The organism is Streptomyces sp. NPDC004658 (assembly GCF_040609555.1).
In the GTDB taxonomy this organism is placed as follows: Bacteria; Actinomycetota; Actinomycetes; order Streptomycetales; family Streptomycetaceae; genus Streptomyces.
On sequence record NZ_JBEXKG010000021.1, the window covers coordinates 26,368 to 43,994 of the forward strand.

The 17,627-nt window shown below is 71.4% G+C and carries 13 protein-coding genes and 4 pseudogenes; 7 read left to right on the top strand and 10 right to left on the bottom strand.

Annotation, left to right across the window (positions count from 1 at the left end; genetic code table 11):
* Positions 1-338 precede the first annotated feature (338 nt).
* Together ABZV94_RS10770 and ABZV94_RS10775 are read left to right on the top strand one after the other, a co-directional pair.
* Positions 339-770 carry an IS5 family transposase gene (locus ABZV94_RS10770; RefSeq protein WP_356339532.1) on the top strand — a complete coding sequence of 144 codons (432 nt, stop codon included), beginning with the start codon at positions 339-341 and terminating at the stop codon, positions 768-770.
* Positions 771-882: 112 nt separating this feature from the next.
* Complete coding sequence (locus tag ABZV94_RS10775; protein WP_356339458.1) at positions 883-3,519, top strand: SpoIIE family protein phosphatase; 2,637 nt, start codon at positions 883-885, stop codon at positions 3,517-3,519.
* Between the two features lie 485 nt (positions 3,520-4,004).
* Here ABZV94_RS10775 and ABZV94_RS10780 read toward each other — a convergent pair whose 3' ends face one another.
* Positions 4,005-5,435 carry a selenium-binding protein SBP56-related protein gene (locus ABZV94_RS10780; RefSeq protein ID WP_356339460.1) on the bottom strand — a complete coding sequence of 477 codons (1,431 nt, stop codon included), beginning with the start codon at positions 5,433-5,435 and terminating at the stop codon, positions 4,005-4,007.
* Between the two features lie 429 nt (positions 5,436-5,864).
* Here ABZV94_RS10780 and ABZV94_RS10785 point away from each other — a divergent pair.
* Positions 5,865-5,990: pseudogene (locus ABZV94_RS10785) on the top strand (hypothetical protein); the annotation flags it as partial.
* Positions 5,991-6,175: 185 nt separating this feature from the next.
* Here ABZV94_RS10785 and ABZV94_RS10790 read toward each other — a convergent pair.
* The 3 genes and pseudogenes from ABZV94_RS10790 to ABZV94_RS10800 form a co-directional block, all read right to left on the bottom strand.
* Positions 6,176-7,345: pseudogene (locus ABZV94_RS10790) on the bottom strand (ATP-dependent Clp protease ATP-binding subunit); the annotation flags it as partial.
* Positions 7,346-7,529: 184 nt separating this feature from the next.
* Positions 7,530-7,880 carry a UBP-type zinc finger domain-containing protein gene (locus ABZV94_RS10795; protein WP_356339463.1) on the bottom strand — a complete coding sequence of 117 codons (351 nt, stop codon included), beginning with the start codon at positions 7,878-7,880 and terminating at the stop codon, positions 7,530-7,532.
* 130 nt (positions 7,881-8,010) lie between these two features.
* Entirely contained in the window at positions 8,011-8,982 is a 972-nt protein-coding gene (locus tag ABZV94_RS10800; protein ID WP_356339465.1) for an alpha/beta hydrolase, read from the bottom strand.
* Between the two features lie 1,024 nt (positions 8,983-10,006).
* Between ABZV94_RS10800 and ABZV94_RS10805 the strand changes: the two genes are divergently transcribed.
* Positions 10,007-10,981 carry a cation diffusion facilitator family transporter gene (locus tag ABZV94_RS10805; protein WP_356339467.1) on the top strand — a complete coding sequence of 325 codons (975 nt, stop codon included), beginning with the start codon at positions 10,007-10,009 and terminating at the stop codon, positions 10,979-10,981.
* A 202-nt stretch (positions 10,982-11,183) separates the two neighbouring features.
* Here the strand turns inward: ABZV94_RS10805 and ABZV94_RS10810 are convergent, their stop codons facing one another.
* Entirely contained in the window at positions 11,184-12,071 is an 888-nt protein-coding gene (locus ABZV94_RS10810) for a neutral zinc metallopeptidase (RefSeq protein WP_356339534.1), read from the bottom strand.
* Between the two features lie 413 nt (positions 12,072-12,484).
* Here ABZV94_RS10810 and ABZV94_RS10815 point away from each other — a divergent pair, with 413 nt between their 5' ends.
* On the top strand, positions 12,485-13,165 hold the full coding sequence (locus ABZV94_RS10815; protein WP_356339470.1) for a class I SAM-dependent methyltransferase: 681 nt from the start codon (positions 12,485-12,487) through the stop codon (positions 13,163-13,165).
* Between the two features lie 424 nt (positions 13,166-13,589).
* Here ABZV94_RS10815 and ABZV94_RS10820 read toward each other — a convergent pair whose 3' ends face one another.
* The 3 genes from ABZV94_RS10820 to ABZV94_RS10830 form a co-directional block, all read right to left on the bottom strand.
* Complete coding sequence (locus tag ABZV94_RS10820) at positions 13,590-13,739, bottom strand: hypothetical protein (RefSeq protein WP_356339472.1); 150 nt, start codon at positions 13,737-13,739, stop codon at positions 13,590-13,592.
* Between the two features lie 625 nt (positions 13,740-14,364).
* Positions 14,365-15,165, bottom strand: coding sequence for an aminoglycoside adenylyltransferase domain-containing protein (locus tag ABZV94_RS10825; protein ID WP_356339474.1), 801 nt, complete (start codon positions 15,163-15,165; stop codon positions 14,365-14,367).
* A 42-nt stretch (positions 15,166-15,207) separates the two neighbouring features.
* Positions 15,208-15,585: an STAS domain-containing protein gene (locus ABZV94_RS10830; RefSeq protein WP_356339477.1), complete on the bottom strand. Its 378-nt coding sequence runs from the start codon at positions 15,583-15,585 to the stop codon at positions 15,208-15,210.
* A 230-nt stretch (positions 15,586-15,815) separates the two neighbouring features.
* Between ABZV94_RS10830 and ABZV94_RS10835 the strand changes: the two genes are divergently transcribed.
* Positions 15,816-16,226: an ATP-binding protein gene (locus ABZV94_RS10835; protein WP_356339535.1), complete on the top strand. Its 411-nt coding sequence runs from the start codon at positions 15,816-15,818 to the stop codon at positions 16,224-16,226.
* Positions 16,227-16,569: 343 nt separating this feature from the next.
* Complete coding sequence (locus ABZV94_RS10840) at positions 16,570-16,770, top strand: cold-shock protein (RefSeq protein ID WP_356339479.1); 201 nt, start codon at positions 16,570-16,572, stop codon at positions 16,768-16,770.
* 30 nt (positions 16,771-16,800) lie between these two features.
* Here ABZV94_RS10840 and ABZV94_RS10845 read toward each other — a convergent pair.
* Positions 16,801-17,003: pseudogene (locus ABZV94_RS10845) on the bottom strand (DUF2267 domain-containing protein); the annotation flags it as partial.
* 443 nt (positions 17,004-17,446) lie between these two features.
* Positions 17,447-17,572, bottom strand: a pseudogene (locus ABZV94_RS10850) (AAA family ATPase); the annotation flags it as partial.
* Positions 17,573-17,627 lie beyond the last annotated feature (55 nt).

Sequence of the window (17,627 nt, forward strand, 5' to 3'; positions counted from 1 at the left end):
AGTGCTCAGGGCACGCCATCTCATGAGCCGTTCGTGTCTCCAGCGACCGGCAGGGACCTCGGTCTGCTGGAGAGCTCTGGGCTCGCGAACTTCTGAGAGGTCGGTCCCTGCCGGCGGGCTGGGGACATGAAACCTGGCTGGGTGCCGCCGGGCGGGGCGCGGTCTTGCTGAAGGGATCGCGTCCCCGGATCCACCTTGGGCCTCCGCCCGGCGGCATGGTGGAGGAGAAACCGGTCTGAACTGAGGGATCGCGGTTCAGGAACGGGGCAGGCTTCCACCTCACAAAGCGGGCCCTTGCGCTTCCGTGCTCGGGCTCACCCCTGAGCTATTAGATCCACCTGGCCTGCGACGGACGCGGCCGGCCACTGGTCTTCCTCGTCACGGCCGGCACCCGCAACGAATGCACCCAGGCCGAAGCCGTCATCGACGCGATCCGGGTCGCCGGGCCCGGGCCCGGACGACCGCGCCGGCGGCCCGAACGGGTCGTGGCCGACAAGGGCTACTCGGCCCGCTCCTTCCGCGCCTGCCTGCGCAAGCGCGGAATCAAGGCGACCATCCCCGAACGCGTCGACCAGCTCGCGGGCAGGGCACGGCGCGGCGGACGCCGGTGCGGCTTCGACAGGGCCGTCCACCGGCGCCGTAACGTCGTCGAACGCTGCTTCCACCGCCTCAAGCAGTGGCGGGGCATCGCCACCCACTACGACAAACACCCCGCCCGCTACCGCGCCGCGATCATCCTGGCCGGCACACTCATCTGGCTCAACACATGATCGACAAGACGCCCCCTGGCACCTCCCGCGCTCGGATGCGGCGCTGGTTTCCCGTGGCGTCCGCGGTGGCAGCCGCCCTTTTTGCGTGGATGCTTCTGGGCACCCGGGCGGTATGGGCAGCCCCATTCCGCCCGGGGCGCCGTCGCGACTCCTGCCGCCGGCGCCGCAGAGCGTCGCGATGGCCCGGCGGTTCGTTCGGTCGGTGCTGGACGGTGTCACGCCCGATGTGGAGGACACCGCCGAGCTGCTGGCCGGCGAGCTGGTGACCAACGCCGTGCTCCACGCACGCACCGAGATCGAGGTACGGGTCTGGCTCGTCGAGGGCCGGGCCCATGTGCGGGTCAGTGACCGCCGGCCGCACCGTGGGCTGGTGCCGCACGACCGCCACCCCTACGCCTGCACCGGGAGGGGTCTGGCCCTGGTGGAGGAGCTGGCCACCAGCCACGGCGTCCACAGCGGCGCGGACCGCAAGACCGTCTGGTTCGAGCTGTGGCCCGAGGCGCCGGCGCCTCCGACGTCCGCATGGGAGACCATGCGGCCGTCCGGCCAGACCATGACCGTGACGCTGAGCGACGTACCGTACGCGTTGTACTGGGCGGCGCAACAGCACTGGGAGGGGCTGCTGCGCGAGCTCTTCCTCGCCGCGCCCACCGCCCGCCGGACGGGCGTGCAACCCGAGGACCTGGTTGCCGCCCAGGACATGAGCAACATGATCTGCGCGTGCATGACGGCGGCGGTGGAGCAGGAGACCCCCGACACCTCCACGCTCTCCCTGCTCGTGGCGTTCCCGGCGGATGCCGCCCAAGACGCGGTGACCCTGCGCCAGGTCCTCGACGCGGCCGAGGCGTCGGCACAGGAGGGAAGCCTGCTCACCCTCCCGGCACTCCCGCAGATCCGGGCCTTCCGGCACTGGCTGTTCGACCAGATCGCCGGCCAGCTGTCTGGGGAACACCCCCTCGCGTGGACGCTGGTCCCCGGCGAGCCGGGCGCCATCCCCGTGGAACTGGCGCCCTGGGACGCGAGCGAGGTGGAGGCCGCCAGCGTGCCGACCGTCGCGGCCGACGACCGCAACCGGATCATCGCGGTGAACAGCTCAGCGGCGAGCCTGCTGGGCTGGCACGCGCACGACCTCGTCGGACAGCGCCTGACCATGCTCATCCCCGAGCACCTGCGCAAACGCCACGTCGCGGCCTTCACCTCGCTGCTGCTCACCGGCGAGTCCCGCATCCTGGGCCGTTCCATACCGGTTCCGGCACTGCACCGCGACGGCCGGATGATCCCGGTCCGCCTGGCCATCCAGACCCAGGAGGCGGTCGACGGGCGCACCGTGTTCGTCGCTCAGCTCACCACGTCGACGGCTCCCCCTGCACCGCCGCACCCGCTGCTGAAAGGCCGGCACACCACGCGTCCGGCGCCGGGGCCGGTGCACCTGCCGACCACCATCAAAAAGGCGACGATGGCGAGCCTCGAGACGGCGGCGCCGGAGTGGCTGTCCCTGTTCGCGGACACCGGCAGGGCCATGACCAGCTCCCCCTTCCACCCGAACGAGAGGCTGCAGCGGGTGTGCCAGGTCCTGACCCGGCAACTGGCCGACTGGTGCGCGGTCGACCTCCTCGACGAGCGCGGGCAGGTGGAGCGGGTCTGCATCGTCCACCGCGATCCCCACGTGCCGATTCCGGGGCGGCACCTCGGCAGGCTGCCCCCGCTGTCCGAGACCACACAGGGATCGCTGCCCCGGGTGCTGCGCGGCGCAGGCCCCCTGCTGATCACCGACATCCCCTCGCTCGGCGAGGCCCGGAGTCCCCTGGACGCCCGGCAGCTGGAGCTGGTGCAGCAGCTCGGGGGGAGCAGCGCCGTCATCGCTCCGCTGCGCGCCCAACGGGATGTCTTCGGCGCCCTGACCATGGTCCGTTCCCGGGACGAGGACCCGTTCGGCAAGGGCGACATCCTCCTGATCGCGGAACTGGTCCGCGGCATCGCTCTCGGGGTCGACAACGCGCGGCTGCACCAGAGCGCCCGCTTCAACGCCGAGCAGCTCCAGCGTGCCCTGCTGCCCGAGCTGCCCCATGTCGAACACCTGGAGCTGGCCGCCCGCTACCTCCCGTCCAGCACCTCCGCCGACGTCGGCGGGGACTGGTACGACGCCTTCGTCCTGCCCAGCGGCGACACCGTGCTGGTCATCGGCGACGTATCGGGCCATGACCTCAAGGCCGCCGTCGCCATGAGCACCCTGCGTAACATGCTGCGCGGCATCGCCGTCGACCGACAGGAGCCGCCCGGAGAAGTCCTGCGGCGCCTGGACCTCGCCAGCCACACCCTCTCTCCCCAGTCCACCGCCACCTGTGTCTACGCCCTGGTCAAGAACGACGACGGCCACGGGAACCTGCACCACTCCTCCGCCGGCCACCTGCCGCCCCTGCTGACCACCCAGGAGGGCGACACCCACTACCTGGACGCGGGCAGGGGCCTGCTGATCGGCCTGGACCCCGACATGCCCCGCCCCTCCGCCTGGGACCCGCTGCCGCCCCACTCCACCCTGCTGCTCTTCACCGACGGCCTCATCGAGCGCCGCGGAGAGTCCCTCGACGACGCGATGAACCGGCTCCGGCGGCACACCGCCGACCACGCACAAGATCCTCTCGACGTCTTCTGTGACGACCTGATCATCGAGTTCGGCTCCGACAGCAGCGACGACATCGCCCTGCTCGCCCTGCGCCCGGCCCCACCCCGGCGCCCGGGCTCCGGCTGAGGTGCCGCCGCGCATTCCTGATGCCGCCCGCGCGCTGCCGGGGGGCGTGCACGCTCACCGAGAGGCGATCGACCGTACCCAGCCGGCCGCCGGAGTTCCCCCACCTCGGGCACTCGCTCCGCCGGGTCATACCGGTCCGACGAGGAAGAACGTGCCCCTGTCACGGCCGCAGGCCCTCGGCGCCGACTCATGCCGGGGGAGGAGGGCTGACACCTCCGAGATCGACTGTTTGGCCGCCTCCTGGGTGGCGACCAAGTCCCTGAACGACGACGGCACCACGTGTCTCACCCAGTACGCCGTTTACGACGCACTGCTGCGCCCACGGCAGGTCCAGGTGCCCGCTGCCACCGGCACCGACGTCGGTTACGTGGTGGCGGTGCCGAAGTCACAGCAGATCAAGTCCCTGGCCGGCATCTGGCGCATCGGCCAGCGGGCGGCGCCCTGGCGCACCGGCGCCGGCCCGGACGTCGTTACCGGTCCTGGGGTCAGCGGCGGTAGCAGTAGGAGTCGGAGGAGGCGTCGCCGCCCTGCAGGCGTGTCTGGTGCACGCGCAGGCCGGCGAAGTCCTCGCCGTGGGGGAAGAAGCGCTCGTCCACCGACAGCCCGCCGCGTGAGGTATCGGCGTCCAGCTTGACCATCCACGGTTCGATGCCCGCGGGATAGAACTGCTCGTCCCAGGCGGCGTACAGGGAGTTCGTCAGGTAGACGCGCTGCCCGTCGCGGCTGACCTCGACCATCTGGGCCCCGCCCGTCAGCGGCACGTCGGGCGCTGCCGGGTGCGGCCGGCGGGCGGTGATGCCGCCGAGCCGCACGGCCGCGGTCCGCCGGGGTCGCCGCGGGTCGCTCACGTCGTACTGGATGAGGTCGCCGGTGCCCCACGCGGAGACGTACAGCCACCGGTCGTCCACCGACAGGTCGATGTCGGTGATCAGCGGGGGCACGGTGCCGAACGGCTTGAGCGCCGGGGGCAGGTCCTCGGCCGGGGCGGGCTCGGCCGGGAGGGTGATCACCTTGGTGACGTGGAAGTCCGAGCCGTCGCGGTGCCACCGCCACACCGAGGCCGACAGGTCCTCGACGTCGACCACGGTGTTGGTGAACCCCCAGGTGGCCTCAGGGTCGTGCGCGGGACGCAGTTCCAGCACCATCTGGTGGGCGTCGCCCAGGTCGACCCGCTGCAGGTGCCGACCGGTGCCGAGTTCCCAGAAGTGCAGGCAGTGGCCGTAACGGCGTCCCAGCAGCAGGTCGGGGACGAGACCGCCCTCGATCATGGAAGGGGTTCCCCACTCGCTGGTCACGGCGATGTTCTGGGCCAGGTGCCACCAGACGTCGTAGGCGAGATGCTGCGGCCCGCGCTCGCTCTCCCAACCGCACAGCACCTCGAAGCTCTCGTGGTCCAGCAGCGCCACGCCGCCGGGCCCGTCCGCGCCGTCCGCGCCGCCCAGGCACGACAGGAAGACGCCGTCGGGACCGCAGTGCAGGGTGTGGGGGCGCGAGTACCCGGCCCGGGCGGCCAGTTCACCTGGCTCGACCGTCTTGACCAGGCGGGGGCGGGCCGGATCGGGGACGGTGTCGAAGACGTGCAGCCTGGAGGAGCGCAGTCCGGGGACGAGGAGATAGCGGCGCGCGGCCTGGTGGTGACCGGCATGGGCCAGCGCGCTCGAGCAGGCGTTCCAGCCGAAGTGGTGCAGTTCGTTGCCCACGCCGGGCACCTCGGCGCGGGCGATCACCCGGCCATACGACGCGGAGCCGGGGTCGGTGCCGACGGTGAACAGCGCGTCCGGGCGCGCTCCGGCCGGGTCGAACCCGACGACGTAGGCGAGTCCCTCCCCGGGCGCGGCGACGGCGTCCGCCGGGGTGCGGTACAGGGTCGGATCCTGGTGGCCGTCGTGGTCGTGCGGGTGCTCGGTCGTCGTCATCGTGTGTTCCCCACTCGGCGAACACAGGGCCAAAAACCGGGTGAACCCCCGACACGGACGGGGCGGCTCTCTCGTTCGCCGTCGATGTGCGGTGAAGGACGGATATGCCACTGATTCCGAGCGTTTCACAGTCCCCGGGGCCCTGCCACGGCGCCCGGCCGCTACAGCGCTGCGAGCCACCGAAATCCAGGGCCGATGGTCCGGGTGCCGGCGCACTCCTGGTGTCGACGCGGCTGCCGGCGCCCTCCTCGCGGGCGGCTTCAAGACAGCCCGCTTTCCCCGCACTGCGACGCCTTTCCGTGTACCGCGACGCCGCTCCGTTTCGGTTCCGGCACCCGTGCAACCCGGACCCGCGCCGCCACCGGCACCGAGAAATAGGCCTGCACCACCGGCGGCGAAGACCAGCTTCCTTCGCTCGCGGTCGTCGACGGTGCCGTCTACATCGGCAGCGCTGATGGCAAGACGTACGCCCTGACGCCGCCACCGGCACCCTGGTCCAGCCCGACGACCCCGCGGGCTGCTGGACACCCACTTCGAAGGACCACGACGCGCTGATGCCCTTCGATGCCCGGCTCGCCGGCATGGAAGAGCCGGGCAGCGACGTCCATCAGGCCATGGGCAGGGTGAACCTCGTCTCCGGCGAGTGGCGCGAGCCCTTCAGCACGGAACCGGAGCTCCGGCCACGGATTCCGTCTCTGACGACTCGGCCCCGGCCCGGCGGCCCTCCGCCGTGCGCCGCCGATGAGTACCCGGGCCGCGGCCTGGTCCATCAGGTCGATGGCCTTGTCGGGCAGGAACCGGAAGGTGAGGTAGCGGTCGGACAGCTCCGCCGCCGCGACGACCGCCTCGTCGGTGATGCGGACCTGGTGGTGGGCCTCGTAGCGGTCGCGCAGTCCGCGCAGAATCTCGACCGTGTCGTCGACGGACGGCTCCCCGACCAGAATGGGGGCGAAGCGGCGCTCCAGGGCGGCGTCCTTCTCGATGTGCTTGCGGTACTCGTCCACAGTGGTGGCACCCACCAGGCGCACTTCACCGCGGGCCAGCGCCGGCTTGAGTATGTTGCCCGCGTCCAGGGCGCCGTCGCCCCCGCCGCCCGCGCCGACGACGGTGTGCAACTCGTCCAGGAACAGCACGAGGTCGTCGTGCTCGCGGACCTCGTCGAGCACCTTCTTCAGCCGCTCCTCGAACTCACCGCGGTACTTGGTGCCGGCCACCATCCCGGCCAGGTCCAGCGAGACCAGCCGCTTGCCCGCGAGGGTCTTCGGGACCTCGCCGGACACGATGCGCTGGGCGATGCCCTCGACGCCGGCGGTCTTGCCCACGCCGGGATCGCCGATCAGCACAGGGTTGTTCTTGCCCCGCCGGGAGAGGACCTCGATGGTCTGCTGAACCTCCTCGTCCCGCCCGATCACCGGGTCGAGGCGCCCGGCGCGGGCTTCGTCGGTGAGGTCCCGGCCGTACTCGTCGACCGTGGGAGTGCTCGACGGGCGCCGCCGGCCGGTGCCGTCGTCCCCGGCCGGCGGCCGTCCGCTCTTCAGACCACTCTCCGCCAACGCGCGTCCCGCCGCCGACTGGGCGTCGGCGGTCAGGGCGCGCAGCAGGTGCTCGGGCCCGATGTGGGTGGAGCCATCGGCACGTGAGATCCGGTAGGCGTCCAGCAGGGCGCGCTGGGCCGCGGGCGTGAGGGTGGTGGGTTCGGTACGGGGCCGGCCCTGGGCGCCGATGTCGAGCCGCGCCTTGATCCGGTCGGGCTCCGCGCCGGCCTCGATGAGCAGACGCCTGGTCGCGTCGTGTTCGACGGCCGCGGCGAGGAGGTGCCGGGTGTCGACCTGCTCGCTGCTGTCGGCGGAGGCGATGACGCGGGCGCGGGCCATCAGTTCACGGCCCCGCTCCGAAAGCCGCGTGCCCATGCCGACCTGCCACGACGACCGGGTCTGCGCGGCGGGGTCACCGAAGAAGCGGGCCACCAGGCTGTCGAAACTCTCGAACGGGCTGGGTCCGGAACTGAAACCAGGTGTGGTGACGGGTAGGGCCTATCAGGGCGCGATGTACCTCATGCGGTGACTGTGCAGGGAAGGGGCGGGGCGGGCCGGGTCAGCCCAACTGGTCGGCCCAGTCGGCCGGCACCCGTCCCGCGGGTCCGGGAACGGGCTGGTCGGCCGGATGGCTGTGCGGCGGCGCGAGCCGCGGCCCCGTCTCGTACAAGGTCGACGTGTCGTAGTCCCAGAACCAGTCCTCGCCGGGTTCGAAGCTCTGGATGATCGGGTGCCCGCTGGCCCGGGCGTGGGCGGTGGCGTGCTTGGAGGGGGAGTCGTCGCAGCAGCCGATGTGACCGCAGCGCGCGCAGCGCCGCAGGTGGAACCACCAGGCGCCGGTGGCCTCGCACTCCACGCAGCCGGTGCCGCTGGGCGGGACGTCGGGGTCGATGCTGTCGGGTGTCGTCACTGTGTCTCCACGGGGTATGGGGCGGGGGCCGGGGCGGCGGACGGTCGGACGGCGAAAGGCGGCCAACCGTCCGGCTGACCGCCTTTTCGCGCAGGCGGTACCTGCTCCGCGCGCGCCGTCCCGCCCGCGGTCAGCTGGTGTGCAGAGCGGCGTGCAGGGTGCGGGCAGCCGTGGTGATGGCGAGGTCCGCGCCGTGGGTCTCGCGCAGGGCGTTGAGCATCACGAAGTCGTGGATGACGCCTTCGACGCGGACGGCGGTGACGGCGACGCCGGCCTGGCGCAGCTTGGACGCGTACGCCTCGCCCTCGTCGCGCAGCACGTCGGCCTCGGCGGTGATGACCAGCGCCCGGGGCAGGCCGGTGAGCTGCTCGGTGGTGGCCCGCAGCGGCGAGGCGGTGATCTGGGCGCGCTCGGTCTCGTCGGTGGTGTACTGGTCCCAGAACCACTGCATGCCGTCGCGGCGCAGGAAGTAGCCCTCGGCGAACTGGTGGTAGGAACCGGTCTCGAAGCTCGCGTCCGTGACCGGGTAGAACAGCACCTGCTGCACCAGGGAGACGTCACCGCGCTCCTTGGCCATCAGCGTCAGCGCCGCGGCCATGTTGCCGCCGACCGAGTCACCGGCCACGGCGAGGCGGGACGCGTCCAGGCCCTTGCCGGCGCCGTCCTTGACGATCCACTGGGCGACCGCGTAGTTCTGCTCGATGGCGACCGGGTAGCGGACCTCGGGGGAGAGGTCGTACTCGGGGAACACCACGGCCGCGTCGGCTCCGACGGCGAGTTCGCGGACGAGGCGGTCGTGGGTGTGGGCGTTGCCGAAGACCCAGCCGGCGCCGTGGATGTAGAGGATGACCGGCAGCGTGCCCGCGGCCCCGGCCGGCTTGACGATCCGGGCCCGCACCGAGCCGGTCGGACCGCCCTCGACGGTGATCCACTCGTCGTCCACCGCGGGCTTGGCGATGTCGCCGGACTGTACCTCGTCGACCGTCTTGCGGCCCTCGACCGGGCCCAGGTCGGGCAGGTACGGCGGGTTGGCGGTCGCCTCGGCGAACGCGGCCGCGGCGGGCTCCAGCACCGGCTGGACCGGCTCGTACACGTAAGACATTGCACACTCCTGAGACGTCATGGATGTGCCGGTGGTCCCGGCGCGGCCATGCCCACCGGATACGGGATCCACTGGACTGCGGTCACGCTACGGCCGCTGCCACGTCCGCTCTTGCGTACATGCGCACGCACTCTGACCACCCCGTGCACAAAGAGGCGGGCAGGCGGGTCGGGCGAAGGCCGGCACCAGGAGCCCTCCGCACCGGCGGTACGGACGGCCGGACATCCGGCCACCGCCGTGCACTCTCGGTGCCCTGACTGTGCGCTGATCGGCAAGTCCTCGGCGATCGTGCGCCTAGAGTTCGCCGCGGAGACGCACATGATGAACTGGTGGCCGTGCGTCCCGCCGGCAACAAGCAGGCGCAGAGGGAGCTCAGATGCCCGCGGCTCACTACGCACCCCCCTGGAAGCGGACGTCGACACGGTCGCCCCGCGCATCGCCGGTCTGCCGGTGAGCGCGCTCACCGGTCTCCGGGCCCGGCGGCAGGCCGGTGCGGCGCTCGCCGGCGCATCGCACCCGGCGATCGGCGGACAGGGCGACGACCGCGTCGAACCCTGGCTGGTCGGCCCGCGCCGCGCGCTCCACAACGGCCCCCGTCCCACGGCCCGGTGTCGCGGGGCTTCGTCCGTGCCGCCGGCGACGCTGCCGCGCGGGATCCTGGGGGAGACCGCCTGTCCGGGACGAGGTGCCGCGGGCAGAGGCACAGTTGTCCGAGGCCCTGGCACAGGACGCCCGGGGCATCGAGGACCGGCTTCGTCGGTGCACCCGCGAACCGGCCTTCGCCTTGACGCCCGTGCGGCGCGGCGACGAGGCCGCGGTGCTTCCCGTGCACACCGGCCTCGTCCCGGCCGACCCGCTCCCGGCCGCCGCCCACATGCCGTACCGACTCGCCGGCGACGACCCTTCGCCGGGCGGGCCGCGTGGTGGATCCCCGCACCGGCACTGCCCCGGCAGCGCGCCGACTCCTCCGCCCCGGGCTTCCCGCTCGCCCTCCCGTTCACCCCGCACAGGACACCCCGAGGTCATGTCTGAACCAGTACACACAGCGGCAGGGAACGGCGAGAGCCTCTTCACGGTCGTGGTCGCCACCCTCGTCAATCTCTGCATCGCCCTGGCCAAGGCGGTCGCCGGCCTGATCAGCGGCTCCAGCGCGATGCTGTCGGAGGCCGCGCACTCGGTCGCCGACACCGTCACCGAGGTGTTGCTACTGACCTCCCTCAAACGCAGCGCCCGCCCCGCCGACGAGGACCACCCCCTCGGCCACGGCCCCGAACGCTGGATCTGGGCACTGCTCGCCGCCGTCGCCACCTTCGTCGGCGGCGCCGTCTTCTCCCTCTACGACGGCATCCACACCCTGATCGACGGCGAAGACCCCGGCGACCCACTGGTTTCCTATGTCGTCCTCGTCGTCGCCTTCCTCCTGGAGGGCTACTCGCTGCGCACCGGCCTGAAGCAGGCGCGCGGTGAGGCAGCCCGCGTCAAAGTGCCCTTCGGGCGCTTCCTGCGCCGCACCCCCGACACCGCCGTCAAGGCCGTCGTCCTGGAGGACTCCGCCGCCCTGGTGGGCCTGCTGCTCGCCGCCGTCGGACTGCTCGGCGGACAGTTGACCGGCTCCGGCCTGTGGGACGGCATCGCCTCCCTGTGCATCGGCGCGCTGCTGTTGTGTGTCGCCTGCGTGCTCGGCCGGTCCAACGTCGAGTTCCTCATCGGCCGCGCACTCCCTGGTGACGTTCGGGAGCGGATACGCGTTGAGCTGCTTCGAGTGGAACACATCGAAGCCGTACTGGAGTTGACGACCCTCGTGCAGGGCCCGCGCGAGGCCCTGGTCGCCGCCAAGGTCGACTTCCACGGAACGGCGACAGCGGCCGACGTCGTAGGGGCTTGTGAACGTGCGGAAGCGCGACTGCGGGAGTCGTTCCCGGTGATCAAACGGCTGTACCTGGATCCGACGCCCGGTTTCCGGCAGCGTCGCGGGGAGAGGATGACCCCCGAGCCGTGAGGTGCTCCGGCCTATGGCCTGGCTTCCCCTCCCGCGCCGGCGCGGCTCCTGGCCCCGAACCGCTTCCGCGTCGTCATCGAGGTCGACGGCGTCCAGTTGCTACAGCCGCCCGAACCCACCCGGCGAGCGGCGCGGCGTAATGCGCGGTCCGCCTGTCGGCGGCGGCCCACAGCCGGGCGTCGTGCCGTGGCTGTCGGTGTGGTCAGCTGAACGTGTCGCAGCTGGCGACGCGGCCGGTGCGGTAGCCGGTGGAGAACCATTGCTGACGCTGGCTCGCTGAGCCGTGGGTCCAGGTGTCGGGTGTGACCTTGCCCTGGTAGCGCTGCTGGATACGGTCGTCTCCGACGGCGGCGGCAGCGTCCAGCCCGCGGTTGATGTCGTCCTTCGTCAAGTCGGTGATCAGTGGCTTACCGCTCTTGGGGTCGGGGGTGGTGGTGGCGTGGTGGGCCCACACTCCGGCGTAGCAGTCCGCCTGCAACTCGAGTTTCACCGAGCCGCTGTTCTGGCCCTCTCCGCTGCCGCGGGAGATCGTTCCGCTGAGGTCCTGGAGGTGGTGGCCGTATTTGTGCGCGATGACGTAGGCCTCGGCGAAGGGGCCGCCTTTGGCGCCGAACTTGCTGCTCAGATCGTTGAAGAAGCCGAGGTCGAGATAGACCTTGTCATCGGCTGAGCAGTAGAAGGGGCCGACGTCGGACGTCGCGTTCCCGCAACCGGTGTTCACACTGCCGGTGAACAGGAACGTCGGGGCCTGCTGGTAGGGCTTGCCGGCGGCTGTCTCCGTCTGCTTCCAGAATGCCTGCACGCTGTCGACCACGGCGACGATCCGGCACTCCTCCTTGCGGTTGGCGTCAGCACCGGTCCGGCAGTCCGCCGCGAGGTCCGCGGCTGACCTGCCGGACGAGGACGTGTCGCCGCTGCCCGAGCCGAACATGCCCGGGTCGACACCCAAGAGCACGGACGCGACCAGCACCACGAGCCCGACCAGCCCGCCGCCGATGGTCTTCCCGCCGCCCGGTATCCCGCCCAGCGCACCTCCCCGGCCGTCCTCGACCTCGGACGTGTCCAGAGCAGCATCGTCGTCGAATTGCATACGTCGACCTTCCTCAAGCAGCGCGCCGGACCGCCCCGCGTCGTCCCGCTCGCCTACCCCGTACGAGGACGTCCCCATCCCGTCCTCTTTCTGCTCCGCCTCTGGAAGGAGCCGGCGGGCGATCCGCAACGCCGCTCTGCGGGTGAACGGCTGACCGCGGTGGGCGGTGATGGTCCCTCCATGCCGTCGACCGCGCAGCGAGCGGGCCCTGCAGGCCGCCGTGGCCCTGAAGATCGATGGACGACGGTGTGTGCCATCGAAGATTGACTGCGCAGCTCAAGGATGCCGCGGCCGGTCTGTTTCGGTGACGTCCAGTGCGACTACGCCCGGCTGATCCTCGCCCCTTGGACGCCGTTTTGCCAGAGCGGCAACAGGAGTGGCGTGACCGGGCCGTGATGGGCGACGTTGGGCCCGTGACCGACAACATCACAGCGGGATCGCCCGCGCCTGACACTTCCTTCCCTGGCGACGGATACGTCGGGGACCCCGCCGTGCGGGCGGAGTGGGACAACCGATACGCCGACCGACAACAACTGTGGAGCGGCCGGCCCAACGGTGCGCTCGTGACCGAGGTCGCCGGGCTCACGCCCGGGCGGGTGCTCGACGTCGGCTGCGGCGAGGGCGCGGACGCCGTCTGGCTGGCGCGAGGCGGCTGGGACGTGACCGCGCTCGAGGTCTCGGGCGTGGCACTGGAGCGGGCGGCCCGGCACGCGCGGGACGCAGGCGTCGCCGTTCGCTGGGTACACGCCGCGCTGACGGAAGCGGCGCTCCCGCCGGCCTCGTTCGACCTGGTCTCCGCGCAGTATCCAGCCCTGCTGCGCACCCCCGACGCCGCAGCCGAGCGAGCGCTGCTCGCGGCCGTCGCGCCCGGCGGCGTGCTGCTGCTCGTACACCACGCGGGGATGGACATCCAGCAGGCGCATGACAGCGGCTTCGACCCGGCTGACTACGTCTGGCCCTCGATGGTCGCCGCCCTGCTCACCGACGACTGGAAAGTGGAGGTGAACGAGCAGCGACCACGCGTGGCACCCGACGGCGGCGCCGGCGCGCACCATACCGACGACTTGGTGCTGCGTGCGCGACGGCTGCGCTGAGCCCCTCCGCTCACAGTCCGGCATCTGGGCCGACTGGATGACCGGGCCACCGAAAACGGGCTGCGGCCGCTCACAGATCAAGGGTGTTCTCGCTACTTCGAAACCGCGCAGGCGTTTCGGCTCCGGTGCCGATGAGTCCGCCTCAGCGCCCTGCCCCGCTCCGGAGCCACCGACAATCGAGACGGTATGCAGCACATTGACGTGGGCGGTCAATATTCGCTGGCTTCGATGGCAAACGGTCAAGATTCACTGTCACAGGTCGGACAGCCGTGCGGCAGAGGCGGCGGGCTGCGCGGTGGCGCCACGTTCGGGAGCGGCAGCGGCCGGAGCAGTACACCGCGTCGCGGCGGCGGTCGCTGCCGGCGAAGGAGATCCGGCCGCACTCCGGGCAGGTCAACAGCGTGATCATGCGTCGGTCGCCGGTTTACTCCGCTTCGGCCAGCAGCATCCCCAAGGCCATGATCCGGTCGGACACCCGCCGGGCCCGGTACGCCTGGGCCCGGCACACGTCGTCGCAGTACCGGCGCCTGGCCGACGCGCTCAGCGCCCACTTGTCGTTGGCGGTGAGCTTCACGGGCGGGGCCTCGGGCGCGGCCGGCGGTTGTGCCGGAAGGCCAGTTCGTCAGCCGTGGCTGCCTCCGGCCGGGACGGGGCAACAGACGAATCCCGCGTCCGCGCACCTGTCCAGCTGAGCCTTGGTCATTCGGCTGAGCACTGTCCGGCGGCGGGCACGCAGTGCTGCCTGGCGGCACTCGGCGCGGGTGCAGCCGTAGTCGGCGCACGACGCCTGGCCATGGCGGACCGACGACCGCCGCGGCCGACGCCGGCGCCCGGCGGGCACGGCGACGGAAGTGGGTGCTCCCCAGTGAGTGGCATGACGATTCCTGCTGCGAGTTCGGTGTGCCGGCCAACGCTACGCGTCCCCACCGACAAAGCAGCGCACCGCGAAAGCTGAGCAGCATCCGAAGGACCGCATGCCATGAACGTGACGTGCATCGGGTGCGGTTCACGAGACGTGCCTGATTCTTAGGCAGAGCCATTCAGCCAGACGCACCCGCCAGCGCCCTGAAGGCCCGCGTTGTCCCCACATCGGGGCCACGCCACGGGCCCCGTGGCCCGGAGAGTACGCGGGAAACCGCGCGCCTCATGACCTCAAGGCATACCGCGACCTCTTGGTCCTCCACCGCGGCGATGCCCTGTCAGGCGCCGGCCGCCGCGGCGTTCTCGTCGACGCGGGCTCGTACCCAGCTGAGGAACGCCCGGACTTGGGGACCGGGCAGGGGCAGCGCGGCGGCGCGAGGACGTTCGAAGCTGCGGATCGCGGCCTCGATCAGCGGGCGGAAGTCCTCCTGCGCGGCGGCGACTTGCCCGGCCGCGTCGCGTTTGGCGAACCAGCGGCCGGTGCGGCAGTAGACCACGGAGCGGCAGCCGTTGAGGACCCGGTTGTCGGCGAGATGCCCCATACCGTCGCTGTGCTCGCGCACCGAGGCCCGGATCGCGGTGTACAGGTCCGTCGGCCGGGGCGCCGCGATCACCTCCGATGCGGGCGGCCCGTACAGCGCAATCCCGTCCTGATGGGCCACGGAGCGGTCGATGACGTACCAGAACGACGGTGCCCCGGTCGTGTCGAAGGCGGTCCGGCCCGGCAGCTGAGCGCCAGTGTTGAGATCCAGCAGGTAGCCGGCCTGTCCGGACGGGACACGGGCGAAGTCCGCCGCGTAGACGACCAGTTCCAGCCCCGCCGCCGGGCACGGCAGCTGCCGGTGATCGAGAGCGTCGGCCAGTGCCCGCAGGGTCGCGGCCTCAGGCGGGCCCTCTACGACGACCGTGACGTCGATGTCACTGCGGCCATGCCGGTAGTCGCCGAGCGCGAGGGAACCGACCGCGACCACTCCTGTCAGCCGGGAGCCGCACACCGCGCGCGTGCGGCGTACGAGCTCCGTCAGGTAGGGCCGCACCTCGGCAGGAACGGCATGAAACAGCTCGGTCTTGGCGCCCATCCCGCCAGTATGGAGCACTTGATGCCGAGGGCCGAGTGTCGGTCAGGTGGTGAGGGCTTGGCGGAGGGTTTCGCGGCAGTCGATGACGGCGTCGACGCCGACGAGGCTGAGGGTGCGCCTCACGGATGCGCCGACGGCGGCCAGGCGTAGCCAGCCGCCGGCCTCGCTGAGGGCTTGGTGGGCGGCGATGAGGATGTTGATGCCGCTGGAGTCCATGAAGGTGACCTGGTGCAGGTCGACCACGATGCGGGGGCGGGGCGTGTGGGATGTGCCCAGGGCTTGGCGGAGGGTGTCGCCGGTGTGGTGGTCGATCTCTCCGGCCAGGGTCAGCACGCGGATGCCGTCGGTGGCGGTGGCCGTGACCGACAGCCGGCCGGTCCGCCCAGCGTGTTCGGTGCTCGTCGTTTCTGGCTCAGGCATGCCGGTGATCCTGGCACACGCACACCCTTGGGTGCAGTGCCGTCCGGCAGGGTACGAGCAGCACCGATGTGTGTCCGGTCCCACAAAAAGGTATGGCGTGATCCGCGGCAAGGCGGGTAAGCGCGTCGGGACTCAGCGAGCGGGAAGCGATGGCGGCCGTGATCGAACCAGACCCGGCGCCGGCACACGGCGCAGCGCCGGACACGCCCGTCATACAGGCCAGCGCCGCGCTGGTCGGAGACGGCGAGGACATCGCCCACGCCCGCCATCTGGCCGTCGGCTTCCTCACCCGGGTCCAGGCCGAGCACGGCCTGCCCGTCTCCCAGCGCGCCATGGACGTCACCCAGCTGGTGGTGAGCGAACTGGTCACCAACGCCCACAAGTACGCCCCCGGCCCGGTGCTGCTCGAGCTGCGCATCACCGGTGACACGGTCGAAGTCGTCGTGTGGGACTCCGACCCCGTGCTGCCGGTCGCCCGGGCCGCGGACGCCGGCCGGGTCGGTCAGCACGGCCTGGAGATCGTCATGGCCGTCGCTCAGGGGTTCGAGGCGCAGCGCGAACCGGTCGGCAAACGCATCACCGCCCGCATCGCCCTGGCCGACGACCTGGGCGGTGCCGTCTCCGGGCGCCGCCTGCTGTAAGGGAGACGGACTTGACCGGCCCGGCACCGTGCTGGCTGTGGATCATGGAGCCGGGCTCGGAGTGTCCCCACAGCGCTCAGTCAGGGCCAGGCATGATGAAGCGTGACACACGACCATCAGCAGTGGTGTGAGACCGTGATCCCTGGTCTGCACGTACGGACCGGCTCCGCAACCGCCGGGACGCGGTTGTTGGGCTGGCCGGGAGTCCTGCCGGTCTCTGTGATCCAGTCCGTCGGGCTCGCGACCGGCAAGGGGGGACCGTCCCACCGGGCAGGCGTGTCGGCCACCGGCCGGAAGAAGGCGTGAGCGCCGCCGGCACCGGTACGACACAGCGGGAGCAAGCGTGGCGCAGGGCCCAGTCAAATGGTTCAACGCGGACAAGGGCTTCGGCTTCATCGAGCAGGACAGCGGTCCCGGTCTCTTCGTCCACTACTCCGAGATTCAGGCCGCCGGCTACCGCAGCCTGGAGGAGGGGCAGCGGGTCGAGTACGAGGTCACCCAGGGACCGAAGGGTCCTCAGGCCACCGCCGTCGGCGTCATCTGACCCACGCGGCTTCGCCAGTCCGGCGGGTGGTCAGCTCGGCTGAGGACGTCCCAGAGGCAGGTCGGAGCCGGCGGGAGCTGGAGCAGGACGCGGTTGCGCAGGTCCTCGCCCGCGGCATCGGCCACGATGTTGAGCACCGCGCTGACGGGCCAGGCCGCCGTCTTCTCCATGGCGCCTTCGTTCTTGCACCGCAGTCGCCTCAGGGCTCTGAGGCGGCCAGCCGCCTGTGGCGGCACTGCGGAGTGAGTGAGGGGACGTGGGACGGCCAGCCGCCCGTCAGGGCGGCTGGCCGTCGAGGCATGTAGCGGCGGAAGCGATGCGTATGGCGGATGCGATGCTGTGAGACCAAGAGAGCCGGCGCCTCCTTCGCGTGCTGATCGTCATGAACGGCGATGAGCGGCTGAATGGACGCGTCTGCGGCCACGGTCACGATGGCTCTATTCACGAGTCGTGACGTCTACGAGCAGCTCGGCATGCGCGGTTCGGCGTCGGCGAACTCGCGGGCGGCGGCGTCGGCGGCCTGGGCGGCACGCGCGCAAGCTGCGGGCGTCAGGCATCGAAGCGGCCGCTTGACGGACCGTGGATTGAGTGAGCCTGCCGGATGGAACGACCGGGTTCAGCGAGGACGGCCCGCCGCCGGAGGGCAGCGGGCCGTCGAGGAGGGTAGTGGCAGAGATCAGCCGGCTTTGGCTGCCTCCTCGGCGCGGGCTCGGGTGCTGGGGAGGCGGTAGGAGTCGGTGCCGGTCTCGATGATCGTGCCGCTGAAGGTGAGGCGGTCGATGATGGCCGCGCAGAGCCGGGGGGTCCGTAGACAATGCCCGGACACGGCCCCTGGGGGGCGATCCAGCTCATCGTGT